General features: G+C 66.7%; 30 protein-coding genes. 16 read left to right on the forward strand and 14 right to left on the reverse strand.

Annotated elements, in window-relative coordinates; all coding sequences use genetic code 11:
• Positions 1 to 85: 85 nt before the first annotated feature.
• Positions 86 to 1612: a fumarate hydratase gene (locus tag G7B69_RS07285; protein ID WP_166177699.1), complete on the reverse strand. Its 1527-nt coding sequence runs from the start codon at positions 1610 to 1612 to the stop codon at positions 86 to 88.
• A 182-nt stretch (positions 1613 to 1794) separates the two neighbouring features.
• Here G7B69_RS07285 and G7B69_RS07290 point away from each other — a divergent pair, with 182 nt between their 5' ends.
• Genes G7B69_RS07290 through G7B69_RS07305 form a run of 4 tightly spaced genes read left to right on the forward strand, consistent with a single transcriptional unit; the run spans position 1795 to position 4740 of the window.
• Positions 1795 to 2403, forward strand: a complete 609-nt coding sequence (locus tag G7B69_RS07290; protein ID WP_243415065.1) for a protein-L-isoaspartate O-methyltransferase family protein — start codon at positions 1795 to 1797, stop codon at positions 2401 to 2403.
• Positions 2391 to 3896 (forward strand): TolC family outer membrane protein, encoded by a 1506-nt coding sequence (locus G7B69_RS07295; protein WP_166177700.1) that lies wholly within the window; start codon positions 2391 to 2393, stop codon positions 3894 to 3896. The genes G7B69_RS07290 and G7B69_RS07295 overlap by 13 nt, the downstream gene beginning before the upstream one ends.
• The gene (locus G7B69_RS07300) at positions 3880 to 4350 is read left to right on the forward strand and encodes a DUF2497 domain-containing protein (RefSeq protein ID WP_166177701.1); all 471 of its coding nucleotides are present in this window, start codon (positions 3880 to 3882) and stop codon (positions 4348 to 4350) included. Before G7B69_RS07295 ends, G7B69_RS07300 begins: the two co-directional genes overlap by 17 nt.
• Positions 4351 to 4356: 6 nt before the next feature.
• Complete coding sequence (locus tag G7B69_RS07305) at positions 4357 to 4740, forward strand: (2Fe-2S) ferredoxin domain-containing protein (RefSeq protein ID WP_166178092.1); 384 nt, start codon at positions 4357 to 4359, stop codon at positions 4738 to 4740.
• Here G7B69_RS07305 and G7B69_RS07310 read toward each other — a convergent pair.
• Positions 4737 to 5030 carry a hypothetical protein gene (locus G7B69_RS07310; protein ID WP_166177702.1) on the reverse strand — a complete coding sequence of 98 codons (294 nt, stop codon included), beginning with the start codon at positions 5028 to 5030 and terminating at the stop codon, positions 4737 to 4739. The genes G7B69_RS07305 and G7B69_RS07310 overlap by 4 nt on opposite strands.
• Before the next feature lie 96 nt (positions 5031 to 5126).
• Here G7B69_RS07310 and G7B69_RS07315 point away from each other — a divergent pair, with 96 nt between their 5' ends.
• From G7B69_RS07315 to xth, 3 genes are read left to right on the forward strand one after another with little or no spacing between them, the layout of a single operon-like run.
• Positions 5127 to 5573, forward strand: a complete 447-nt coding sequence (locus G7B69_RS07315) for a CBS domain-containing protein (RefSeq protein WP_341479171.1) — start codon at positions 5127 to 5129, stop codon at positions 5571 to 5573.
• A 31-nt stretch (positions 5574 to 5604) separates the two neighbouring features.
• Positions 5605 to 5934: an iron-sulfur cluster insertion protein ErpA gene (gene erpA, locus G7B69_RS07320; protein WP_166177703.1), complete on the forward strand. Its 330-nt coding sequence runs from the start codon at positions 5605 to 5607 to the stop codon at positions 5932 to 5934.
• Between the two features lie 11 nt (positions 5935 to 5945).
• Complete coding sequence (gene xth, locus G7B69_RS07325) at positions 5946 to 6722, forward strand: exodeoxyribonuclease III (protein ID WP_207785974.1); 777 nt, start codon at positions 5946 to 5948, stop codon at positions 6720 to 6722.
• On the opposite strand, the gene G7B69_RS07330 is transcribed toward xth, so the two are convergent.
• From G7B69_RS07330 to G7B69_RS07375, 10 genes are all read right to left on the reverse strand, one after another.
• Positions 6723 to 7409 carry a cell wall hydrolase gene (locus G7B69_RS07330; protein ID WP_166177705.1) on the reverse strand — a complete coding sequence of 229 codons (687 nt, stop codon included), beginning with the start codon at positions 7407 to 7409 and terminating at the stop codon, positions 6723 to 6725.
• Positions 7410 to 7609: 200 nt separating this feature from the next.
• Positions 7610 to 7933: a DUF1491 family protein gene (locus G7B69_RS07335; protein ID WP_166177706.1), complete on the reverse strand. Its 324-nt coding sequence runs from the start codon at positions 7931 to 7933 to the stop codon at positions 7610 to 7612.
• Position 7934: 1 nt separating this feature from the next.
• The gene (locus tag G7B69_RS07340; protein ID WP_166177707.1) at positions 7935 to 8411 is read right to left on the reverse strand and encodes a PaaI family thioesterase; all 477 of its coding nucleotides are present in this window, start codon (positions 8409 to 8411) and stop codon (positions 7935 to 7937) included.
• Entirely contained in the window at positions 8386 to 8847 is a 462-nt protein-coding gene (locus G7B69_RS07345; RefSeq protein ID WP_166177708.1) for a PTS sugar transporter subunit IIA, read from the reverse strand. Before G7B69_RS07345 ends, G7B69_RS07340 begins: the two co-directional genes overlap by 26 nt.
• Positions 8848 to 8960: 113 nt before the next feature.
• Positions 8961 to 9524, reverse strand: coding sequence for a ribosome hibernation-promoting factor, HPF/YfiA family (hpf, locus tag G7B69_RS07350; RefSeq protein ID WP_166177709.1), 564 nt, complete (start codon positions 9522 to 9524; stop codon positions 8961 to 8963).
• Between the two features lie 51 nt (positions 9525 to 9575).
• A complete protein-coding gene (gene dnaQ, locus G7B69_RS07355) occupies positions 9576 to 10259 on the reverse strand; it encodes a DNA polymerase III subunit epsilon (RefSeq protein ID WP_166177710.1) in 684 nt (227 codons plus the stop codon).
• 44 nt (positions 10260 to 10303) lie between these two features.
• Positions 10304 to 10897, reverse strand: coding sequence for a dephospho-CoA kinase (gene coaE, locus G7B69_RS07360; protein WP_166177711.1), 594 nt, complete (start codon positions 10895 to 10897; stop codon positions 10304 to 10306).
• Positions 10894 to 11751 (reverse strand): shikimate dehydrogenase, encoded by an 858-nt coding sequence (gene aroE, locus G7B69_RS07365; protein WP_166177712.1) that lies wholly within the window; start codon positions 11749 to 11751, stop codon positions 10894 to 10896. The genes coaE and aroE overlap by 4 nt, the downstream gene beginning before the upstream one ends.
• Complete coding sequence (locus G7B69_RS07370; RefSeq protein ID WP_166177713.1) at positions 11748 to 12326, reverse strand: Maf family protein; 579 nt, start codon at positions 12324 to 12326, stop codon at positions 11748 to 11750. The genes aroE and G7B69_RS07370 overlap by 4 nt, the downstream gene beginning before the upstream one ends.
• On the reverse strand, positions 12323 to 13168 hold the full coding sequence (locus G7B69_RS07375; protein ID WP_166177714.1) for a pyruvate, water dikinase regulatory protein: 846 nt from the start codon (positions 13166 to 13168) through the stop codon (positions 12323 to 12325). Before G7B69_RS07375 ends, G7B69_RS07370 begins: the two co-directional genes overlap by 4 nt.
• Positions 13169 to 13467: 299 nt before the next feature.
• Here G7B69_RS07375 and hemE point away from each other — a divergent pair, with 299 nt between their 5' ends.
• The 3 genes from hemE (at position 13468) to rho (ending at position 16387) form a co-directional block, all read left to right on the forward strand.
• Complete coding sequence (gene hemE, locus G7B69_RS07380; RefSeq protein ID WP_166177715.1) at positions 13468 to 14490, forward strand: uroporphyrinogen decarboxylase; 1023 nt, start codon at positions 13468 to 13470, stop codon at positions 14488 to 14490.
• A gap of 31 nt (positions 14491 to 14521) precedes the next feature.
• Positions 14522 to 14965 carry a CopD family protein gene (locus tag G7B69_RS07385; RefSeq protein ID WP_166177716.1) on the forward strand — a complete coding sequence of 148 codons (444 nt, stop codon included), beginning with the start codon at positions 14522 to 14524 and terminating at the stop codon, positions 14963 to 14965.
• Between the two features lie 165 nt (positions 14966 to 15130).
• Complete coding sequence (gene rho / locus G7B69_RS07390) at positions 15131 to 16387, forward strand: transcription termination factor Rho (protein ID WP_166177717.1); 1257 nt, start codon at positions 15131 to 15133, stop codon at positions 16385 to 16387.
• Between the two features lie 14 nt (positions 16388 to 16401).
• On the opposite strand, the gene G7B69_RS07395 is transcribed toward rho, so the two are convergent.
• Both G7B69_RS07395 and G7B69_RS07400 read right to left on the reverse strand, forming a co-directional pair.
• A complete protein-coding gene (locus G7B69_RS07395) occupies positions 16402 to 16992 on the reverse strand; it encodes a hypothetical protein (RefSeq protein WP_166177718.1) in 591 nt (196 codons plus the stop codon).
• A complete protein-coding gene (locus G7B69_RS07400; RefSeq protein ID WP_166177719.1) occupies positions 16992 to 17690 on the reverse strand; it encodes a dienelactone hydrolase family protein in 699 nt (232 codons plus the stop codon). The genes G7B69_RS07395 and G7B69_RS07400 overlap by 1 nt, the downstream gene beginning before the upstream one ends.
• Before the next feature lie 91 nt (positions 17691 to 17781).
• Here G7B69_RS07400 and G7B69_RS07405 point away from each other — a divergent pair, with 91 nt between their 5' ends.
• The 6 genes from G7B69_RS07405 to G7B69_RS07430 all read left to right on the forward strand — a co-directional run bounded on the left by G7B69_RS07405 (position 17782) and on the right by G7B69_RS07430 (position 23614).
• Positions 17782 to 18051, forward strand: coding sequence for a DUF6489 family protein (locus tag G7B69_RS07405; RefSeq protein ID WP_166177720.1), 270 nt, complete (start codon positions 17782 to 17784; stop codon positions 18049 to 18051).
• Between the two features lie 18 nt (positions 18052 to 18069).
• The gene (gene mnmE, locus G7B69_RS07410) at positions 18070 to 19344 is read left to right on the forward strand and encodes a tRNA uridine-5-carboxymethylaminomethyl(34) synthesis GTPase MnmE (protein WP_166177721.1); all 1275 of its coding nucleotides are present in this window, start codon (positions 18070 to 18072) and stop codon (positions 19342 to 19344) included.
• An 85-nt stretch (positions 19345 to 19429) separates the two neighbouring features.
• Positions 19430 to 21274 carry a tRNA uridine-5-carboxymethylaminomethyl(34) synthesis enzyme MnmG gene (gene mnmG, locus G7B69_RS07415; protein WP_166177723.1) on the forward strand — a complete coding sequence of 615 codons (1845 nt, stop codon included), beginning with the start codon at positions 19430 to 19432 and terminating at the stop codon, positions 21272 to 21274.
• The gene (rsmG, locus tag G7B69_RS07420; RefSeq protein WP_243415084.1) at positions 21274 to 21900 is read left to right on the forward strand and encodes a 16S rRNA (guanine(527)-N(7))-methyltransferase RsmG; all 627 of its coding nucleotides are present in this window, start codon (positions 21274 to 21276) and stop codon (positions 21898 to 21900) included. The genes mnmG and rsmG overlap by 1 nt, the downstream gene beginning before the upstream one ends.
• On the forward strand, positions 21897 to 22673 hold the full coding sequence (locus tag G7B69_RS07425; RefSeq protein ID WP_166177727.1) for a ParA family protein: 777 nt from the start codon (positions 21897 to 21899) through the stop codon (positions 22671 to 22673). The genes rsmG and G7B69_RS07425 overlap by 4 nt, the downstream gene beginning before the upstream one ends.
• Positions 22670 to 23614: a ParB/RepB/Spo0J family partition protein gene (locus G7B69_RS07430; RefSeq protein WP_166177729.1), complete on the forward strand. Its 945-nt coding sequence runs from the start codon at positions 22670 to 22672 to the stop codon at positions 23612 to 23614. Before G7B69_RS07425 ends, G7B69_RS07430 begins: the two co-directional genes overlap by 4 nt.
• Positions 23615 to 23650: the final 36 nt, after the last annotated feature.

Raw genomic sequence — 23650 nt, forward strand, 5'->3', positions numbered from 1 at the left:
GCCCCGCCATAGCCCGGGCGGGCCCGATTTCGCCAGCGCCGATGTCGGACGCGGTCGGCGCTTGGTCGATTGGTTTCAGGCGCAATCAAGCGCCCGAAAGCAGCCCCTCGCGGGCGATTTTCTCGCGCCACTCGGCCGGGGCCAGAGTGTGGACGTTGTTGCCCTGGCTGTCGACCGCGACCGTCACCGGCATGTCCTCAACGGTGAACTCGTAAATCGCTTCCATGCCGAGATCCTCGAACGCGACGACCCTAGCCTGCTTGACCGCCCGGCTGACGAGGTAGGCGGCGCCGCCGACGGCCATCAGGTAGGCGACCTTGTGGCGGGCGATGGCCTGCACCGCGCCTTGCCCGCGCTCGGCCTTGCCGATCATCGCCAGCAGGCCGAGCCCGAGCATCGTGTCGGTGAACATGTCCATCCGGGTGGCCGTGGTGGGGCCGGCCGGACCGACGACCTCGCCCATCGCCGGGTCGACCGGCCCGACGTAGTAGATCGCCCGGCCCTCGAAGCTCACCGGAAGGACCTCGCCCCTTTCGAGCATGTCCCTGATCCGCTTGTGCGCCGCGTCGCGCCCGGTGAGCATCGCGCCGCTGAGCAGCAGCCGGTCGCCGGCTTGCCAGCTCGCGACCTCCTCCGGCGTCAGGTTGCCGAGATCGACCCGCTTCGCCGCGACGTCGGGCTTCCAGTGCACATCCGGCCATTCGTCGAGCTTCGGCGCTTCGAGATAGCTCGGCCCCGAGCCGTCGAGCGTGAAGTGCGCGTGACGCGTCGCTGCGCAGTTGGGAATCATTGCCACCGGCTTTCCCGCGGCGTGGCACGGCCAGTCGAGGATCTTCACGTCGAGCACCGTCGCCAGCCCGCCGAGGCCCTGCGCGCCGACGCCGAGGGCATTCACCTTGTCGAAGATCTCGATGCGCAGCTTCTCGATGTCGGTTCGCGGGCCTCGCGCCTTGAGCTGGGCCATGTCGATCGGCTCCATCAGGCTCTTCTTCGCCAAGTTCATACAGTGTTCGGCGGTGCCGCCGATGCCGATCCCGAGCATCCCGGGCGGACACCAGCCGGCGCCCATCTGCGGGATCATCTCCAGCACCCAGTCGACGACATTGTCGCTCGGGTTCATCATCCTGAATTTCGACTTGTTCTCGCTGCCCCCGCCTTTCGCGGCGACGTCGATGCTTACCGTCCGCCCAGGGACCATCTCGACCGACAGGACGCACGGCGTGTTGTCCCGGGTGTTGCGGCGAGTGAACGCCGGATCGGCGAGGACCGAGGCGCGAAGCTTGTTCTCCGGCAGCGTGTAGGCCCGGCGGACGCCCTCATCGACGACGTCCTGCAAGCTGCGGCGCGATTCCAGCCGGCAATCCTGCCCCCATTTGACGAGCACGTTGACGATGCCGGTGTCCTGGCAGATCGGCCGGTGGCCCTCGGCGCACATCCGGCTGTTGGTGAGAATCTGCGCGATGGCGTCCTTCGCCGCCGGCCCCTGCTCGGCTTCGTAGGCGCCGCCGAGCGCGCGGATGTAATCCATCGGGTGATAGTACGAGATGAACTGCAGCGCGTCGGCGACGCTGTCGATCAGGTCGTCCTCGCGGATCGTCACCATGTCGCTCATCGAGCGAACCCTCCTGCCGGTCGAAACGCCGCCCCATAGGCGCGTCCGGCGGCTATGGTCAAAGCCTGCGGCAGGAGCGCAACACGCCTTTGCCTGCAACCATTTGCGACAACGCCTACCATTGCCCGGGGCCGCCGCAGGCCCTAAGGCGCCACCGACAAGACGGACAAGAGACTGCCGAAGTGACCATCGTCGAAGATCGTCCCCCAGCCGGCGGCCAGGCCGCCGCCCGCCAGGCCATGCTCGTCAGCCAGTTGCGCACGAGCGGGGTCAATGCCGCCTATGTCCTCGCGCGGATGGGCGAAGTGCCGCGCGAAGACTTCGTCCCCGCCGGCGCCCGCGGCGTCGCCTACATGGACCGCGCGATCGATCTCGGCGGCGGGCGCTACCTCGCCGCGCCGCTGGTCCACGGCATGATGCTGCAGGAAGCCCGTCCCACGCCTGCCGACAAGGCGCTGCTGGTCGACGGGGGGAGCGGCTATCTCGCCGCCCTGCTGCGGCCGCTGGTCGGCTCGCTCGAAGTGGTCGCTCCCGCCGACGCGGTGACCGCGACCCGCAAGCGCGGCGATTTCACCCTGTTGTTGATCGACGGCGCCATCGAGCAATTTCCTGACAGCCTGGCTCAACGCCTGGACCAGGGCGCACGCGTGGTTTGCGGCCTGCTGAAGAACGGCCTCACCCGTCTGGCTGCCGGGCGCAAGGCGGCCGGCGAGGTGGCGTTGGTGCCGCTCGCGGAGATCGGCATTCCGGTCCTGCCGGAGTTCGCCGCCAAGAGGGAATGGAGCTTCTGACCATGCTGCTCAGGGGTTTGCGGATCAGCCTGCTGGCGGGCGCGTGCCTCACGGCGACTGCGCCGGCTGCGGCCGACACGCTCAAGGACGCGCTCAACGGCGCCTACCGCACGAACCCGACGCTCGAGGCGGCGCGGGCGCAACAGCGCGCCACCGACGAGAACGTGCCGATCCAGCGCGCGGCGGGGTTGCCTTCGCTCAGTGCCAACGGGACCTATACCGAATATCTCAAGCAGAGCTCGGGCAACTCATTCGTCTCCCCGGAGCGTTCGGCGACCGGCCAGGTGAGCCTGACCGTGCCGATTTACCAGGGCGGTGCGGTCAGGAACGGTATCCACGGCGCCGAAACGCGCGATCTCGCCGGGCGGGCCAGCCTGCGCGGCAGCGAAAGCTCGCTGTTCAGCCAGGTCACCGCCGCCTACATGGACGTGATCCTGCAGGAGGCGGTGGTCGGGCTCAACACGAACAACGTCAACGTGCTTACGGTCAACCTCGAGTCAACGCGGGACCAGTTCGAGATCGGCTCGCTCACCCGCACCGACGTGGCCCAGTCGGAAGCCCGGTTGGCCCTCGCGCAAGGCGATCTGCGCACTGCCCAGTCGAATCTGATCTCGGCGCGCGAGCGCTACATCCAGCTGGTCGGCAAGGCGCCCGAGAACCTCGCCCCGCCGCCGCCGCTGCCCGGGTTGCCGGGCTCGGTGACCGAGGCGGTCACCGTCGCCACCAAGAACAACCCCGATCTCATCGCCGCGCAGGAGAACGCCGACGCGGCAGGCTTCGACACCGCGGCCGCGGGCGCTGCCCGGCTGCCGCGCGTAAACCTGTTCGTCAATGGAAATGGGACCGATTACCTCGGCTCCGCCGGCTCCAGCCTGATCCCGGGGGCGGTCAAGAACTTCACCACCACGGCCCAGGCCGGGGCCCAGATCACCATTCCGCTGTACCAGGGCGGCAAGCCCGCGGCGCAAGAGCGCCAGGCCCAGAGCCGCGAATCGCAGGCGATCGAACAGGTTGTCGCCACCGAGCGCAGCGTGGTGCAGCAGGTCCGCGCCGCCTACGCCGCGTGGCAGGCCTCGAACGAGATCATCGCCTCGACGCAGACGGCAGTTGCCGCAGCCGAGCTGAGCCTCGAAGGCACTCGCGCCGAGCAGACGGTCGGCACGCGGCAGATCCTAGACATCCTCAACGCCGAGCAGGAGCTGCTTCAGGCGCAAGTCCAGCTCGTCACGGCGCGGCGCAACGCGTACGTCGCCGGTTTCTCGCTGCTGGCCGCGATGGGCCGCGCCGAGGCGCGCGATCTCGGTCTCGAGGACCAGGGCCCGCTGTACGATCCGGTGGTCAATTACGACCGCGTGAAGAACAACGTCTGGGACTGGTCGCATGACAAGGACCCGGTGACTCACTCGACCCGCACCGTTGACATCCCGCCGCAGGACGCGACAATCCCGGCGCAGGAGCAGCCAGCAGGATCTTCAAATGCGGCAGCAGGGTGAACCTTCGGTCGAAGAAATACTCGAGTCGATTAAGCGGGTGATCGCCCGCGACAACCGCGAAACCGCTCAGGTCGAACGGCGACATCGCGAATCCGTGGGTGTCGGCACCGAAATGCTCATCGAGGCCGGTGACGAGCCTGACGACGACGACGGAATCTTTGAACTGGGGGAAGCCGCCGAGCTCAATGAGCGCGGCGGAAGCGAGGAGCTTTCTCCGCGCCTGACCACCGAGCGCACCGCCGGGGCGATGCGCGAATCGCTAGCCGCGCTGGCGATGCTCGCCGAGCCGGGCGCACAGCCGCAGATCGTCCGCTCGGGCGAAACCTCGCTCGAAGGGCTGGTGCGCGACATGCTTCGCCCGATGCTGGCACAATGGCTCGAGACCCACCTGCCGGCGATCGTCGATCGGATGGTCCAGGCCGAGATCGCCCGCATCGCCGGCAAGAAGGGCTGAGGGTCCATTCCCGACGCGGAAGAACTGACCCGCGCCGAGGCCGCGCTTAGCAAGATCGGCGGCGAAGGCCTGCAGCGCCACATCTTCATCTGCGCGATGTCCGACAAAGGCGAATGCTGCCGCCGCGAGGTCGGCGAGCGTTCGTGGAAGTATCTCAAGCGCCGGCTCAAGGAACTCGGCCTCGTCGGGCCCCGGACCAACAACGGCGGCGGCGTGCAGCGGACCAAGGCCGATTGCCTGCAAATCTGCGCCGCTGGGCCGGTGGCGGTCGTCTGGCCGGACCGCGTCTGGTATCACTCGTGCACCGAGGACGTCCTCGAACGGATCATTCAGGAGCACCTCGTTGGCGGCGTGCCGGTCGAGGACTTCCGTCTCCGCGGCGCGGACTAATCATCCCCGCCGAGCCGGTCATCGATCGATTCGTCGTGGCCGGTTCCGCTCGACAGGAAGACCAGCCCCATCAGTGCGGCCATCAGCATCATGGCGATGCCGACCCCGAGGACGGTCGCGATGACGAAATGGATCGAGACGAGCGCACCCAGCGAGTAAAGCACCCCAAGCGCGGCAACGATCACGACCAGCGTCAGGATGGACATGCCGAGCATCAGCCGCCGATAGCGCGCCCAGGCGTGGGCGGAGGTGGCCGGCTGGTCGAGCGGAGAGGGGCGGGGCTGGTTCATTCCTGCCAGATGGCGACTTGGAGCGAGGCTGACAACGCCGGCGCGGCAAAGATTCGCTCCTTGCCCGGAATGGTGATACAATTCGCAGTCCGAGACATGGGAGAGAATGTCATGGACATCGCCCGGCTTATCGCTTCGCGCGATCCGAACGAAATCGTCACTTGCCCGGCGGGCGCTACCGTGCGCCAGGCCGTCCAGCTGCTCGCCGAGAGGCGCATCGGCGCCATGCCGGTAATGCAAGGCGGGCAAGTCGCCGGGATCTTCTCCGAGCGGGACGTGCTCTATCGCCTGGCCGAAGAGGGCGCGCTGTGCCTCGACGAGCAGGTCGGCGAGGTCATGACCTCGCCGGCGGTGACCATCGCACCTGAGGCGAGCTTCATCGAGGCGCTCGAGCTGATGACCCGGCGGCGGATTCGCCACCTCCCGGTCATGCGCGGCGGCGCAATGATCGCCTTCATCTCGATCGGCGACATCGTCAAAGCGCGGATCGACGAGATCAGCGCCGAAGCCGAGCACATGCGGCAATATATCCAGACCGCTTGAGACGGGCCCTCGCAAACCCTACATCGGCCGCATGAGTACCGCCCTTACCCTTTCGCCCGCCGCCGCCAGGCGCGTGGGCTCGATCGCCGAGCGCCAGGGCAAGCCGGCCATCCTTCGGCTGACGGTCGAAGGCGGCGGCTGCTCGGGTTTCCAGTACAAGTTCGATCTGGCCGACGAGGCCGAGCAGGGCGATTCGGTGAGCGAGACCGACGGCGTGCGTCTGGTTGTCGACCCCGTCAGCCTCGACCTGGTCGCCGGCAGCACGGTGGATTTTGTCGAATCGCTCGGCGGAGCGGCGTTTAAGGTGGAGAATCCGAACGCGACTGCCGGATGCGGTTGCGGTTCCAGCTTCGGAGTCTAAGGTCCGCCTTCGTGCGGATCGCCAGCTTCAACATCAATGGAATCCGCGCGCGGCGTGAGCGCCTGCTCGAATGGCTTGAGGAAACGCGCCCGGCCGTCGCCTGCCTCCAGGAGATCAAGTGCCAGGACGCCGATTTCCCGGCCGGCGACTTCGAGGCGATCGGTTACCGCCCCACCTGGCACGGGCAGAAGGGCTTCAACGGCGTCGCCATCCTGGTCGATGGGGAGGATCCGCTCGAGGTAATTCACGGCCTTCCCGGCGACCCGGCCGACGAGCAGGCGCGCTTCATCGAAGCCGACGTCCGCGGGGTGCGCGTGGTCAATCTCTACCTGCCCAACGGTAACCCGCACCCCGGGCCGAAGTTCGACTACAAGCTCGCATGGATGGAGCGCCTGCGCGTGCGGCTGGGTGAACTACTCGCGCGCGAGCGGCCGACGGTGGTGGTCGGCGACTTCAACGTGATTCCCGAAGACCGCGATGTGTGGTCGCCCGCGGCGATGGCCAGCGACGCGCTGATGCAGCCCGAATCGCGCGCGGCCTATGCGCGCATTCTGGGCGACGGGTGGACCGACGCGCTGGCAACGTTCAATCCACGCGGGGGAGTGTGGACGTACTGGGATTACCAGGCCGGCGCATGGCAGCGCGACCACGGATTTCGCATCGACCACTTGCTGCTCTCGCCCGAAGCCGCCGACCGGCTAACCGCGGCGGGCGTCGACAAGGACCATCGTGGGCGCGAAAAGGCCAGCGATCACGCGCCGGTATGGGTCGAGATCGCCGACGGCTGATCAGCGATAGAAGATGTGGGTGTCGATCTGCGCCAGCTGGACTTTCTGGTGGGCCCAGCTCGGGCGCACGTAGGTCGCGTGGAAATAGAGCGCGTTGGACGCCTTGCTCTGCCACAGGTTTTGCTGCGCGATCTCGGCGATCGCTTCGGCGCGCTGCCAGGCTGCGGAGGTCTCGTCGGCGTCGGGAATTCGGCCGCGACGGACGAACGAGAACTGCGCCGGCTGGGTGATCACGTCGCAATAGTTGTCGGGGTAGATGCCCGACCGGGCGCGGTTGATAACCACTTCGGCGACCGCCAGCTGGCCTTCCATCGGCTCTCCCCGCGCTTCGAAATAAACCGCCTGCGCCAGGCACTTGAGATCGTCCGTCAGCTCGCTCTGGATCGGCATGTCGCCGACCAGCTGCGAGAGCGACGCAACATGAAGGGCACCGGTAGCGATCGCCATGGCGACCGGGGCCGGCGCGGCGGCGGACTGCGGCGCGGCGGGAGCGGTCACCGTTCCCTGGGCGATCCACGCACTGCCGCTCAGAGCGGAAGCGGGAACGGCGGTTGCCGGAGTGGCTGCCTGAACAACCGGCACGATGGCCGGGGCTTCGGCCCAGGCGGCGCTGGGAGCAGCGCCGCACAGGCTGACAAACATCATCGCGACGGCGGTTACCGCGCCGCGGAAGCTCGAAAATTGCATTAATTCGTCACTTAAGGCGGTGAGCGCCTGCGCAGGCCGTGATCGCTAGGCTTATGCGACCCGATCCGTGGCCTGCCGGCCACTCCCCGTCTGACGCTTCGTGATCCCCCCGGCCTCAATGCCGTCCTGGATCAACTCGCGCTGTGGAAGTGCCGCGCATTTCGCGACTGCAGCATAGAGAGTCAATTCAGGGTTCCGGTCTATTCGATGAACCGTTCTGCATCCGGGATGTCCAGTTCAACGATCCACAAATCGCTGTCCTGGCGCCTGCGGCGGTCGAGGTATTCGCCGAATTCCAGGGGATTTTCCGGATTCTCGGTCCTGGCGAGCATCCACCCGCGGGTTCCGTCGGGACGCGGCATGCGTTCGTAGGCGCGGCCATTCCTGCCGTTTTCACAACATATTACGAGAATAGTGCCCGCGTCGCGCTCGCCCTTGGCGATGACCGTAGCGAACCCCCCGGCGGCCTCGACCGCGCGCAGCAGTCCGCTCACTTCGAGGTGGGTCGGGATGCGCGCTTCCATTTCAGGCGCGGTAGCCAGGCAGGCTCGACAAGGCGATTCGCGAGCGCATGAACGTGCCGGTGCCGCGGCCGATCTCCTCGCCCCCGGCATCGATCAGCCGTGCTTCGGCGACGAACACCCGCCGGCGGCCGCTGATCCAGCGCCCCTCGGCCACCACCGGTCCGCTGCGAATCGGCTTGGTGAACAGCAGGTTGAACGCGGTCGTCAGCAGGAAGCGGTCGGTGACCAGCGAATTGGCGGCGTAGAACGCCGCGTCGTCGAGCATCTTGAAATAGATCGTGCCGTGCGCCGCATCCGCCGCGTGATGGAACCGTTCGTCGACGGTGAAGTCGATTCGCGAACGGCCTTCGCCGGTGATCGTCAGGCGCGACTCGAACAGCGAGTTGACCGGCGCCGAGGCGTAGAGCGCTTCGAGCGCCGCGAAGTGGAGCGCCGCGCCGCTTGCGTCCGCCTCAGGCGGCGTCGCGGTCGGCGGCATTCGCAAGCAGGCCGTAGAGCGCTTCGGCGTCGGGCGCTTCGCTGAGCGCGTCGTGCACCCGTTCGTCGCGCACCAGCCGCGAGATGGCCGCCAGCGCATGGAGATGCCCGACGCCGCTGGTCTCGGGCGAGACGAGGCCGAACACCAGGTCCACCGGCAGCGCGTCGGCGGCGGCGAAATCGACCGGCTCCTCAAGCTTGAGCAGCGCCGCGACCGGGCGTCGCAGTCCGTCGACGCGGGCGTGCGGAATCGCCACGCCGCGGCCGAACCCGGTGCTGCCGAGGCTTTCGCGCTCCTGCAGACGGTCGAGCACGAGCGCGGCGTCGAGGCCGTAGCTTTGCGCGAAGCGCTGGGCGAGGAGTTCGAGAATCGATTGCTTGGACTTGGCCGAAACGATTTCGACAGCCGAAGGATCGAGCAGGAAATGAGCGTTCATTGAAATCCCGGATGAATCAGTGGAACGGCTTTCGATGGCATGCGCGGGCACAGCGCCCATTCTTCGCAAAAGCCGTCCAAATTAAGGCGTGGGTGGCGGCCCGTCCGGCCGCTTCAGGACGGCTCGACCCAGCCGATCGAGCCATCGGCGCGGCGGTAGACCATATTGTGGCGCCCGGTTCCAGCATTTTTGAAGAACAGCGCGGGGGTGTGCCGCAAATCGAGCATCATCACCGCGTCGGACACGCTGACCTCGGGAATGTCGGTGCGCGTTTCGGCGATCACCGGCAGCGCTTCGGGCGCCTCTTCGGCTTCGGGCTCGCTGGGGGCGAACACGGTGTAGGCGGCATCTTCCTGCTGGGCCGCATGAGTCGCCTGCTCATGGTGGTCCTTCAACCGGCGCTTGTAGCGCCGCAGTTGCTTCTCGATCTTGTCGGCCGCCTGGTCGAGCGACTGGTTGGCGTCATGTGCCTGGGCGTGGGACTTGAGCACCAGGCCGTTGTTGACGTGCATGACGATGTCGCAGGCGAAGGCCTGGGTCGGCGCCTTCCCGAAAGTGACCTGGGAAGACATCGCGCGGCTGAAATATTTCTCGACGATTCCGTTGAGGCGTTCGGCAGCGCGTTCCTGCAGCGCCGAACCTGTATCGACCTGATGGCCGGACACGCGGATTTCCATGTTTCGGGGGTCTCCTGCCTGGGTTGATCCACGCTCCGGAGCGGGCCGCGATTAGCTGGTCCAGAGCGGAGATTCCAACGTTTCGACAAAGGCTTTGTGCCGCGCCAGCTCCTCGGCGCTGGCGGCATGGGGGCGGGGTGCGCGGAATTCGCGGCGGGTAGGGGCGAAGGCGGCGATCTCGATCACCGTCTCGGTGTGCTGCGCGGCCAGCTCAAGGCCGATCTGGCGCCCGCCGGTGAGCTCGACATAGACTTGCGCGAGCAGCTCGGCATCGAGCAGCGCGCCGTGGCGCACGCGGTGGCTGCGGTCGATGCCGTAGCGGGTGCACAGAGAGTCGAGCGAATGCTTGGCGCCGGGATGGCGCCGGCGGGCGATCGCCAGGGTGTCGATCATCCGTTCGAGCGAAACCTCGGGATGACCGCAGGCGCCGAGCTCGCAATTGAGGAAGCCGAAATCGAACTGCGCGTTGTGCGCGACGAGCGGCGAATCGGCCAGGAACTCGAGCAGGTCGAGCACGCCTTCGTGGAAGCGCGGCTTGTCGGCCAGGAAGGCGTCGCCGAGGCCGTGGACCTGTTCGGCCTCGATCGGCATCGGCCGGTCGGGATTGAAATAGGCGTGGAAAGTGCGCCCGGTGGGCACGCGATTGACCAGCTCGATGCAGCCGATCTCGACCATTCGGTCGCCCGACCTGGGGTCAAGCCCGGTGGTTTCGGTGTCGAATACGATCTCCCGCATCGAGCCGACTATCGGACTTGCCGGCGCCGCTGGCAAGGGCGCGATCACGCCGACTTGAGCTTCTCCACCAGGGCCCGGACCTCGCTCTCGGTCTCCGCCAGCGGCCGGCCGGTGTCGATCAGGTAGTCGGCCCGAGCGCGCTTCTCCTCGTCGGGCAGTTGCAGGGCGAGGATCTCGGCGAAGCGCTCGGGAGTCATGTTTTCGCGGGCGAGCACGCGGGCGCGCTGGACCTCCGGCCCCGCCGATACGACCAGAACCTTGTCGACTTCGTCGACGCCGCCCTTCTCGAACAGCAGCGGGATGTCGAACACCACCAGCGGTGCGCCGGCGTGCTCGAGCAGGAAGGCTTCGCGCGCGGCGCGGACCGCCGGATGGACGATGGCCTCGAGCCGGGCGAGCGCCGCGGCGTTGCCGAACACCCGGGCGCCGAGCGCCGGCCGGTCGACGCCGTGGGCACCCGTCGTGCCGGGGAAAGCGGCCTCGATCGCCTGCAGCAGCGCGCCGCCGGGCCCTTGCATGCGCCGTACTTCGCGGTCGGCGTCGAACACCGGCACGCCGAGCCCCTCGAACATCGCCGCCACGGTCGACTTGCCCATGCCGATCGAGCCGGTCAGGCCTAAGACCAGCGGTCTCGTCATGATGTCAGCAGGGCGCGCAGTTCGGCGTCGCCGTCTTCGCGCGGTGGCGCGACGCCAAAGAACTTCTCGAACGCGACCGCCGCCTGGCCGATGAGCATCGACAGGCCGTCGATTGTGCGGAAGCCGGCCGCGCGCGCCTGTTTGAGGAACTCGGTCTCCACCGGATGCGTCACGATGTCGTAGACTACGCTGCCCGGCGGGGCGTGGGTGAAATCGAAACGCAGCGGCGGCTGCCCGGCCATGCCCAGCGGGCTGGCGTTGACGATCAGATCGAAGCAGCCCTCGCGGTCGTCGAAGGCGAAATCGGTCGCCTCGGCGAAGTGGGCGATATCGACCGCGTGATGCTCGCCCTCGGGGTCGATCTCGTCGAGCAAGGCGCGGGCCTTGGCCGGATCGCGGCCAGCGAGGACGACGACCACCCCTTGTTCGGCGAGGGCGGCAACGATCGCCCTGGCCGCGCCGCCGGTTCCGAGAACGCGGGCCGTGCGGAACAGGTGCTCTTTCTCGAGCATCGGGCGTAGCGGCTCGAGAAATCCAGCGCCGTCGGTATTGCTTCCGACCAGCATCTCGCCGCGTCGCACGGTAACCGTGTTGACCGCTCCGATCAGCTCGGCGCCGATTTCGAGCCGGTCGAGCAAGGGCACGATCGCCTGCTTGTGCGGCATGGTGACGTTGCAACCGCGCCAGTAGGGGTCCTCCCGGCGGCTGGACAGGTAGCCCGCTAGGCCATCGGCCGCGACGTGGCAGGCGCGGTACTCGGCATCGAGCCCGAGCTTGCCGATCCAGTAGCCGTGGATTGCCGGCGACTTCGATTGCGCGATCGGATCGCCGATAACCTCGGCGTATTCGGTCACGCCGGCAGTTCCTCGAGCTCGCGCAGCGCGCCGAGCACCGGCAACAGCGGCATGCCGAGCACGGTGAACATGTCGCCTTCGATGCTCTCGAACAGCTGCACGCCTAACGATTCGATGCGGAACACACCGACGCACTGGCCGACCTCGGGCCATTCGGCGACGAGGTAGCGCTCGATGAAGTCGTCCGACAACTCGCGTACCTGCAGCGTGGCACGGGCGACATCGCTCCAGCGCAAGTGTCCGCCGACCGCGATCGCCGCCGCGGAGTGCAGCTCCATCCGCTTGCCGGAGAAGAACTGCAGGTGTTCGGCCGCCTGCGTTCGGCTGGCGGGCTTGTTGAAGCGGCGGCCGCCGACCGAGACCACCGAATCGCTCCCCAGGACGGGCCGCCCGCGGCCTTCGACCGAGAGGGCCTTGGCTTCGGCGAGCGCCATTGCGACGGTTGCCGGGTCGGCATCGCCAAGCTCTGCCTCGAGGGCGCGTTCGTCGATCGCCGCCGGACGCAGCTCGAATTCGACCCCGGCGGCGCCGAGCATCGTCCGGCGCGAGGCGCTCTTCGAAGCAAGTATGATCATATTGGCTTCAATCCCGTTTCGACGCCGTCGGTAACCGTGTCGCGTTCGGCCAGCAGGCGCATGATTCCCGCCGCGGTTTCCTCGATCGAACGGCGGGTGACATCGATCACCGGCCAGCCGCGGTCGGCGAACATGCGCCGGGCGAACGCCACTTCGCTCTCGACCTTCTCCTCGTCGACATAAGCGGTGTCGGTCGTCTGATTGAGCGACAGCAGCCGATTGCGGCGAATCTCGATCAGCCGCTTGGGCGCGGTGGTCAGCCCGACAACCAGCGGTTGTTGCAGCTCGAACAGGAACGCAGGGGGCGGACTCTCGACCACCAGCGGAATATTGGCAACCTTGTAGCCGCGGTTGGCGAGGTAGATGCTGGTCGGGGTCTTCGAGGTGCGCGAAACCCCGGCAAGGACGATGTCGGCTTCCTCCCAGTTCTCCCATCCGGCGCCGTCGTCGTGGGCGATGGTGAACTGGATCGCGTCGACACGGGCGAAATAGGCCTCGTCCATCGCGTGCTGGCGGCCGGGGCGGCCCTTGGCGGCCTCGCCGAGGCGATCCTCGAGCGCGGTGGTGACGGCATCGAGCACCGGCACGTGGGGGAGGCCGAGCACGCGGCAGCGTTCCTCGAGCCGCACGCGAATCTCGGCATTGACGAGAGTGTGCAGAACCAGCCCGGGGTTGGTTGCCAGCTCGCCCACGATCCGGTCGAGGTGCTGCTGGCTGCGCACCATCGGCCAGAAATGGCGGATTACCTCGGCGTCGTCGAACTGGGCGAGAGCCGCCTTGGCGATCATCTCGAGCGTCTCGCCGGTCGAGTCCGAAAGGAGGTGGAGATGGAGCCGGGTCATGTGGACAACAACCCGCATAAACCACGGGAGGGAATGGCGGACAAGTTCGGCAGCGTATTCCGCCCCCACTAGCGGCCCGCGCCCCGCAAGGTTGCGGACAGGTGGAGCGAATTCTCGACAGGTTGGGGACAGTGGGGAAAAGCAGCGCTTGACGCGCAGGGGCGCGGAGTCGCACCGGGGCCAGGGCCTGTTCAGCCCGGCAGAAATCGGGCAGGGCGCGCAATCCCCGAAATCCACAGGCCCAACAGACTCCAACAATCTTTTAAATATATTTCTTGTTTTGGATTGGACTCGATCGAATGCCCGGTCTCCTTCTCGAAACGTTGCGGGGAAACGCGAGTGCCCGGCGGCCGATCTGGCTGATGCGCCAGGCGGGCCGATACCTGCCCGAATACCGCGAGTTGCGGGCCGAGAAGGGCGGTTTCCTCGAGCTCGTCTATGACAGCGCGGCCGCGGCGGAGATCACTCTGCAGCCGGTCCGCCGCTTCGGTTTCGACGGTGCGATCCTGTTCTCGGATATCCTCATCGTGCCTCACGCAATGGGGCAAGACCTGGCGTTCCTCGCAGGTGAAGGACCACAGCTGGGGCCCCGGCTGGTCGACGTGGCGCTGGACCGCCTGCAGGCGGTCCCTGAGCGGCTCCAGCCGATCTACCGGACGGTTTCGCTGGTGCGTGATCAGCTTGGCCCGGAGACGACCCTGCTGGGTTTTGCTGGCAGCCCGTGGACCGTGGCAACGTACATGGTCGCCGGCGAAGGCAGCCGCGACCAGCACCTGGCGCGAGCGCTCGCCTACCGTGACGCGGGCGCATTTCAGGCGATCGTCGATGCCATCGTCGCGTTTACGATCGATTATCTCTCGGGCCAGATCGCCGCCGGCGCCGAGGCGGTACAATTGTTCGACAGTTGGGCCGGCAGCCTGGCGCCCGACCAGTTCGAGCGCTGGGTTGTCGCCCCCAACTCGGCCATCGTCGATGCCATTCGCGGCCGCCATCCGGGCGTACCGGTGATAGGCTTTCCGAAAGGCGCGGGGTCAAAGCTCGTCGCTTACGCTCGCGAGACCGGCGTCGATGCGGTCGGGCTCGATGAGACCATCGATCCGCTGTGGGCGATGCGCGAATTGCCTCCCGGACTGCCGGTGCAGGGCAATCTCGATCCTCTGCTGCTGCTCGCCGGCGGCCGGGAGCTCGAGCAACGGGCGCGCTGGATCCTCGACGCGTTTGCCGGCCGCCCGCACGTGTTCAACCTCGGCCACGGGATCGACAAGGAAACCCCGATCGTCCATGTCGAACGCTTGCTCGAAGTGGTGCGCGGCACAGGATGACGCGCGCCGCCCGATCCCCTAAACCCCCGCCATGCAGGACGTGCTTTCGATGATCTATCTCTGGCTCAAGGCCGGCCACGTGATCTTCGCGATCTTCTGGATGGCCGGGCTGTTCATGCTCCCGCGCTATTTCGTCTACCACCAGGAAGCCGCCCCAGGCTCGCCCGAGGCCGAAGTGTGGGTCGAGCGCGAGCGCAAGCTGCTCAAGATCATCCTGCTGCCGTCGATCATCGCGGTATGGGTCTTCGGTATCGCGCTGGCGAGTGCGATCGGCGCGTGGGACCAGGGCTGGCTGCACGCCAAGTTGCTCTTCGTGCTGGTCCTCTCCGGCTATCACGGCTGGCTTTCCGCTTACGCCAAGAAGCTCGCTCGCGGCGAGCGGCTGCTCGACGGCAAGCGCTTGCGGATTCTCAACGAGGTGCCGGGGATCCTCGTTGCGATCATCGTTGTGCTGGTGGTGGTCAAGCCGTTCTGATTTGCGGCCCGGCGGTGCGCCCCGCCGCCGATTGCGAATTGACGGCCACACGGCCGCCCCCTATTTCAAGCATACCGACTAGGCCGCGCTTTCTGAGCGGCCGGGTTAGCTTTCCCCAAGCCCAGACAGACCCGTCGGCTCCCACTAGAATATTGGAATACCACCATGCATTTGAAAGAACTCAAGAAACGGGCGCCGGCCGAGCTGGTCGAGATGGCCGAGGAATACGAGATCGAGGGCGCGTCGACGATGCGCCGGCAGGATCTCATGTTCGCGATTCTCAAGGAAGTCGCCGAGGACGGCGAGGAGATCATCGGCCAGGGCACGATCGAAGTGCTGCAGGACGGCTTCGGCTTCCTGCGCAGCCCCGAGGCGAACTACCTCGCCGGGCCCGACGACATCTACGTTTCGCCGAACCAGGTCCGCCGGTCGGGCCTACGCACCGGCGACACCGTCGAAGGCGAGATCCGCGCGCCCAAGGACGGCGAGCGCTACTTTGCGCTGACCAAGATCCAGACCGTCAACTACGACGATCCCGACGCGGTCCGCCACCGCACCAACTTCGACAACCTGACGCCGCTGTACCCCGACGAGCGCCTCAACCTCGACACCAAGGACCCGACGGTCAAGGACAAGTCGGCCCGGGTGATCGACCTGATCGCCCCGCAGGGCAAAGGCCAGCGCGCGCTGATCGTCGCCCCGCCGCGCACCGGCAAGACCGTGCTGATGCAGAACATCGCCAAGGCGATCACCGACAACCACCCCGAGGTGTTCCTGATCGTCCTGCTGGTCGACGAACGGCCCGAGGAAGTCACCGACATGCAGCGCTCGGTCAAGGGTGAGGTCATCTCCTCGACCTTCGACGAGCCCGCCAGCCGGCACGTCCAGGTGGCCGAGATGGTCATCGAGAAGGCCAAGCGCCTAGTTGAGCACAAGAAGGACGTGGTGATCCTGCTCGATTCGATTACCCGTCTCGGCCGCGCCTACAACACCGTGGTGCCGAGCTCGGGCAAGGTGCTCACCGGTGGTGTCGACGCCAACGCGCTGCAGCGCCCGAAGCGCTTCTTCGGCGCGGCGCGCAACATCGAGGAGGGCGGGAGCCTGTCGATCATCGCCACCGCGCTGATCGACACCGGCAGCCGCATGGACGAGGTCATCTTCGAAGAGTTCAAGGGCACCGGCAACTCGGAAATCGTCCTCGACCGCAAGGTTTCCGACAAGCGCATCTTCCCCTCGCTCGACGTCGGCAAGTCCGGCACCCGCAAGGAAGAGCTGCTCGTGCCCAAAGACCAGCTCTCCAAGATGTGGGTCCTGCGCCGCATCCTGATGCAGATGGGCACCGTCGACGCGATGGAATTCCTCCTCGACAAGATGAAGGATTCCAAGACCAACGAGGACTTCTTCGCGACGATGAACCAGTAACAGCGCCGCGGGGCTCAGGCCCCGCGGAACTGCTCGATCAGGTCCTCCGGCGAAGGCGTCTCCGACAACCATACCCGGCGGCTGCGCCTGACTTGCCTGTGCTCGTCGATGCGGTTGAACTCGGCGTCGCCCTTGCCGCTGCGGTTGAGCTGCATCGTGCGGGTGATCGCCGCGCCGGTGACGAGGTTCCAGCTGACCTCGAACCCGTTGTGCGCTTCGGTGCGGCTGTAGAACGTCGCGTCGTAGCCGATCAGGCGCATGCGGATCTCGTTTTTGTCGAAGCGGTAGCGCCGGGTCGCGGCGATTGCCGTGGTGCCGCCGGTGAGATCCTCGAACAGCAGCACGCCGCCCTTGATCGCCAGCGTGCCCGGCCCAAGCGGTGTCGTGTCGAGCGTCAGCGCTTCGGTGGCGCCGTCGGTCAGATGCACGACCAGCTCGCGCTTGTCCTCGCTGCTGGTGATCCAGGCGGTGTCGGCCATGCCGTCGCCGTCGAGGTCGCCGTCGACGCGCGTCACCAGCGTCTCGCCGTCGCGAATCTCTGGTTCGTAGGCATGCGCGGCGGATGCAGGGGCGATCAGTATCAGCGCGAAGACGCGGAAGCGCATCAGCCGAGGTGCTGCGCGAAGAACTCGGCCGTGCGCTTGTCGGCGAGCGTTGCCCCCGCTTCATTGCGCCGTTGGCCGATTTCGGTAGCGAAGCCGTGGTCGAGGCCCGGGTAGTCGCACAGCGTGACCTTGGGATGATCGTCGAGCCCCTCGTGCATCGCCCTCTGCACGTCAGGGGTCACGAAGTGGTCGGCGCCGGCGATATGCAGCATCAGTGGGTTGGCGATGGCGTGCTTCTCGCGCAGCAAGTTGTCGATGCCGACCGCGTAATAGCCGACGCTGGTGTCGGTATCGGTGCGCGCCGCGGCCATGAACGCGAGCCGCCCGCCGAGGCAGTAGCCGACCACGCCGACCTTGGCGCACCCCTCGGAATTGCGCGCGTAGCGGATCGTCGCCTCGATATCGCGCACCCCCTCGTCCTGGTCGAACTGGCCCATGAGCCCAAAAGCCTTCTGGAGCTCCTCGCCGATATCCGGATCGAGTTCGACGTTGGGCTCCAGGCGGCAGAACAAGTCGGGTGCCAGCGCGAGGTAGCCTTCCGCGGCGAGCCTGTCGCATTTGCGGCGGATGCCGGCGTTCACCCCGAAGATTTCCTGGATCACCACGATCGCCGCACGGGGCTTGCCCGCGGGCCGCGCGAGATAGCAATCGAACCTCTGGTCACTGCCAAGGGTGGAAATGCTGACGGTCTCGCTCATATAGGATCCTCCCGCGTATGCTTCGCTCATACGCTACGTATCGGCGCGCGTTCCGCAAGGGAGGGCGGCGCTTTTGGCGAAAGGACGCACGATGAAGGTCCATATCGAGATCGACTGTTCGCCCGATGAAGCTCGCCGCTTCATGGGCTTGCCCGACGTCGAGAAGGCGAATGCGGTCTATGTCGACACGATCGCCAAGGCGATGAAGGGCGTGTCGAACATCGACCAGCTCGATCAGTACGCCAAGCAGCTTGCGCCAATGGGGCAGATGGGCCTCAAGATCTTCCAGAGCTTCGTCGAAGGGGCGGCCAAGAACAGCGCTGCGAATCGCGACTCGGAACCGCCCAAGGCCGACCAGTAGGATCGCACCGCAGCCGCCATGGACACGATTTTCGCGCTCTCCAGCGGCGCTCCCCCGGCGGCGATCGCGGTTGTTCGGATCAGTGGGCCACGGGCCGGCGACGCGCTGGTCCATCTCATCGGTAAACTACCCAAGCCTCGCGAGGCCAAACTCGCCAGCTTGCGTGCGGCCGACGGCTCGCTGCTCGACCAGGCTCTGGTGCTATGGTTTCCCGGACCGAAATCCGAAACCGGCGAGGATTGCGCTGAGCTGCAGCTGCACGGCGGGCGGGCAATCGTCGATGCAGTCTATACCGAGCTCAGGACGATCGATGGCTTACGCCTCGCCGAACCGGGCGAGTTCACCCGCCGGGCGTTCACCAACGGGCAGGTTGACCTACTCCAGGTCGAAGGCCTCGCCGATCTGGTTGCCGCGGAGACCGAGCTGCAGCGCCGCGCGGCGCTCGGCATCGCCGGCGGATCGCTGTCGCGCAAGGTCGAGGGCTGGCGCGATCGAGTGCTGGCGCTGTCGGCGCGGGTCGAGGCGGCGCTCGATTTCGACGATGAAGGCGATATCGCCGGCCTCGACAATGGCTTCTTCGCCGAACTTGATGCCATGTCCGTCGATCTTCGACAGGCGCTCGCGGCTCCGAGCGCTGAGGTGCTGCGCGACGGGTTTCGGGTCGCCCTGGCAGGCCCGCCAAATTCTGGAAAATCGACGTTATTCAATATCTTGGTAGGGTCAGAAGCGGCCATCATCACGCCGATCGCCGGAACTACGCGCGATGTTCTTGTCCGCCCGGTGGCGATCGCAGGAGTTCCGTTCACCTTTGTCGACATGGCCGGGCTGCGCGACGAGACCACGGACGCCATCGAAGGCATCGGTATCGCGCGCGCGCGGCAGGAAATAGAAGCGGCCGATTGCGTGCTCTGGCTCGGGCCGGAAGGGCAAGCTCCCGCGAGCGCGTGGGAAATCGAGGCGCGCTGCGACATGGCGGAGCGGCTTGGCAAGGAAGCTCCCGCACACCGGGTTTCCGCCCTGACCGGCGCCGGAATGAAGGAACTCAAGCGAGCGTTGGTCGACCATGCGAGGAGGACACTCCCCAAGCCTGGAGAGCTGGCCCTGGGCCGCCGGCAGCGCGAGCTGATCGGCGCGGCAGCAGATGCTCTGGCCGGCGCCGCCTTGGATCGCGACCCGCTTGTCATCGCCGAGTACTTGCGTGACGCCCGGGGGGCTTTCGATCGGCTGGTCGGTCGCGCGGCGACCGAGGACATGCTCGATGCGCTGTTCGGGCGGTTCTGCATCGGCAAGTGATCTGCTCTATCCGGCGAACCTTCGGTTTCACGTGAAACACCACGCAGGCTTTGACCGCCGGGGCGGCTGAATCTATCGGACGCAAATGCGCGAATTTGACATCATCGTCGTCGGCGGCGGTCACGCCGGTTGCGAGGCGGCCGCAGTGGCCGCGCGGATGGGCGCGCGCGCCGCGCTGGTGACGTTCGACCGCGCGACCGTCGGCGCGATGAGCTGCAATCCCGCAATCGGCGGTCTCGGCAAGGGCCATCTGGTGCGCGAGGTCGACGCCTTCGACGGGCTGATCGGCCGCGCGGCCGACGCGGCGGCCATCCATTATCGGATGCTCAACCGCTCGAAGGGCAGCGCGGTGTGGGGTCCCCGCGTGCAAGCGGACCGAGCGCTGTTCAAGGCGGCGATCCAGGAGATGCTGACCGCACAGGGAGACCTCGGCCAGATCGAGGGCGAAGCGGCCGAGCTGGTCCTGTCCGGCGGGCGGGTCGCGGGCCTGCGCCTCGCCGATGGCTCGCAGCTGAGCGCGCCGGCCGTGATCCTGTGCACAGGCACTTTCCTCGGTGCGCGGCTATTTCGAGGTGAGGAACGCTTCGAAGGTGGGCGTATCGGAGAAAACTCGGCGCAGCAGCTGGCGGCGCAGCTGCGCGAGGCGGACTTGCCGATGGCGCGCCTCAAGACCGGGACGCCGCCGCGACTCGACGGGCGCACGATCGATTGGTCCCGGCTCGAGGAGCAACCCTCCGATACCGAGCCGTGGACGATGTCGTCGCTCACCGTCCGCCGGGAAAACCCGCAGATCTTCTGCGCGATCACCCGCACTAACGCCCGCAGTCACGACATCATTCGCGCCAATCTCGACCGATCTCCTCTATTCACGGGCGCCATCGAGGCGGCCGGACCGCGCTATTGCCCCTCGATCGAAGACAAGATCCACCGCTTCGGGGATCGCGACGGGCACCAGGTCTTCCTCGAGCCTGAGGGTCTGGCGACGGCGCGGGTTTATCCCAACGGCATCAGCACCTCGCTTCCCGCAAACGTCCAGGTGGCGATGTTGCGAACGATGGAAGGCCTCGAGCGGGTCGAAATGGCAGTGGCGGGCTACGCGGTCGAATACGACCATATCGATCCGCGCGCGCTGACGCCGGGGCTCGAGTTGAAGGCAGTCCCGGGCCTCTATTGCGCCGGGCAGATCAACGGCACTACCGGCTACGAGGAAGCCGCCGCGCAAGGGCTAGTCGCCGGGATGAACGCTGCCGCGGTAGTGCTCGGGCGCGAGCCGGCACCGCTCGACCGGGCGAACTCGTACATCGGTGTGATGCTCGACGATCTCACGCTGCACGGCGTGAGCGAGCCTTATCGGATGCTCACCGCCCGCGCCGAGTATCGCTTGCGGCTGCGCGCCAACAACGCCTCGACGCGGCTGACCCCTATGGCGATAGAGGCGGGGTGTGTCGCCCAGGCGCGGCGCCAGTGGTTCGAACGGCGCGAATGTGAACGTCAGGCTTGGATCGGGGCGCTCGACAGCGAGGTGCCGGCCAATGACCTCGCCGACGCCGGCCTGGCCGTGCGCCGCGACGCGGGGCGCAAACGGCTCGCCGAGTGGCTACGCTTTGATCTCGACCTGGCGGCGCTTGCACCATGGATCGAGGGTGAGTTCGACGTCGACGGCGAACTTGCTGCCGAGCTGGCGGAAGATGCGCTCTACGCGCCGTATCTCAAGCGGCAGGAAGGCGAAATTCGCGAAATGCGAGCTAGTGCCGCGGTGCCGACGAGCGATCTCGACTATGCCAGAGTTCCCGGACTCTCTCGCGAGATGGTTGAGCGTCTCGCGGCGGCGCGGCCGGTGACGCTCGCCGAAGCCGCGAGGATTCGAGGGATCACCCCGGCGGCGCTTGCGGCCATCCTCGTTCACGCCCGGCGAAGCGTCGACGCATGATCCTTCAAAACGAAGAGCAGGCGCGGACCTTCTGCGCCGAATCGACGGACGCGGCCGGATCGGCTCGACTCGAGCGTCTTGCGACGCTGGTGGTCGAGGAGAACATGCGACAGAACCTGATCGCCAAGGCCAGTGAAAACAGCTTGTGGTTGCGCCATCTTGCCGACAGCGCCCAACTCCTCCGCGGTGTTTCACGTGAAACGGGGCCTTGGCTTGATCTCGGCACCGGCGCAGGCTTTCCCGGCTTGGTGATCGCAGCCATGCAGCCTGAACGCGAGGTTGTCTTGGTTGAGTCGCGCAAGAAGCGAGCCGACTGGCTGGTGCGCGCCGCCGCCGAGCTCGGCCTTGTCCGTTGCCGCATCGAAGGCCGCCGTCTCGAACATGTCGAAACCTTTGCGGCGGGGGTAATTTCGGCCCGGGCGTTTGCTCCGCTGGGCAAACTGTTTGCCTTATCCGCCCGTTTTTCCACACAGGACACCCTATGGGTGTTGCCGAAGGGGCGTTCCGCCGTGCAGGAAGTGGCATCGCTTCCCGCGGAGGTCGCCAGTATGTTTCACGTGGAACACTCGGTCACCGATCCCGACGCCGGGATTGTGATCGGGAAGGGGCGGCCGACTAGCGCATGATTACGATAGCGATCGCCAATCAGAAGGGCGGCGTGGGCAAGACCACCACGGCGATCAACATCGCCACGGCCATGGCTGCGAGCGGCTGGAAGACGCTGCTGCTCGATCTCGACCCGCAAGGCAACGCGTCGACCGGGCTGGGACTCGCCAGCGCGAGTCGTGACCGGACCAGCTACGACTTGCTGATCGAACGCCTTCCGGTCTCGGAATGCACCTTTCCGACGACGATTCCCAACCTGGAGCTCTTGCCGGCGACGGTCGACCTCAGCGGCGCCGAACTCGAGCTGGTCGGCGAAGAGGACCGCGCGAATCGGTTGCGCACCGCGCTGGCCGGCCACCGCGGGCATGACGTCTGCTTCATCGACTGCCCCCCGTCGCTTGGACTTCTCACGCTCAACGCGCTGACCGCAGCCGATACCCTGCTCATCCCATTGCAGTGCGAATTCTTCGCCCTCGAAGGATTAAGTCAGCTTTTACAAACTGTTGAGCGCGTTCAGGAACGCTTCAACGTCGAACTCGGGATCGTCGGGGTAGTGCTGACGATGTTCGATCGCCGCAACCGCCTGACCGACCAGGTCGCCGACGACGTGCGTGAGTGCCTCGGCAATCTGGTGTTTGATTCGGTGATTCCGCGCAACGTTCGTTTGTCCGAGGCCCCGAGCCACGGGTTGCCGGCGCTGGTCTACGACCACTCGTGTGCTGGCAGCCGCGCCTACATGGCCCTCGCGCGCGAACTGATCCGCCGCCTGCCGCAAGAAAGGAAAGCCGCGTGAGCGCCCAGGAAGACACAACTGCGCGCGGCGCTCCGCGACGCAAGCTCGGCAAGGGCCTCGGCGCTCTGCTCGGCGAAGCCCGTCGCGAGGAGCCGCTGGTTCGGCCGGGACGCGAACCGAGCCCTGACGATTCGACCGGCCTTGCCCCCGCGCCGACCGGCGAAGGCCTCGCCAGCCTGAGCGTGGCCGCGATCGAGCCGCATCCCGAACAGCCGCGGCGCCATTTCGACGAGGAGGCGCTGAACGAGCTCGCGGTCTCCATTGGCGAGCGCGGGGTGATCCAGCCCGTTATCGTCCGGCCGCTCGGCGAGGGACGCTACCAGTTGGTTGCCGGGGAACGCCGCTGGCGCGCCGCGCAAAAAGCGCAACTCCATGAAATTCCAGCGCTGATTCGCGATCTCGAAGAGCAGGACGTGATGGCCATCGCGCTGATCGAGAATATCCAGCGGGAAGATCTCAATCCGGTCGAAGAGGCGCGCGCCTACCAGCGACTCGGCGAACAGCTGCCGCCGTCGTCGATTGCCGGCATGGTCGGCAAGTCACGCAGCCACGTGGTCAACATGCAACGGCTGCTCGCCTTGCCGGCCGCGGTGCTCGAGCACCTCGAGGCGGGGCGCCTCGGCATGGGGCACGCGCGCGCGCTGATCGGGCACCCCGAGGCCGAAGCGCTCGCCGAGCGAGCCGTGGCGGAGAACCTGTCGGTGCGCGAGGTCGAGAAGCTCGGGCGCAAAGCCCCGGCGCGGCGCCAGGCGCGCGATCCGCGCGATCCGGCTCAGGATGCCGACATCGCCGCGGTGCAGAACCACCTCGAAGAGTTCCTCGGGCTGACCGTTCGAATTGCCACCGACGCCGATCCGCGCTCGGGGGCGGTGACGATCCGTTACCGCACGCTCGACCAGCTTGATCTCATTTGTCAGCGGCTCACTGGCGCATCTATCTGATAACGCGGCGTTTCAGGGGAAAGGCCTTAAGGAAAA

The sequence above is a fragment of the Croceibacterium segetis genome, from assembly GCF_011320115.1.
Lineage (GTDB): Bacteria > Pseudomonadota > Alphaproteobacteria > Sphingomonadales > Sphingomonadaceae > Croceibacterium_B > Croceibacterium_B segetis.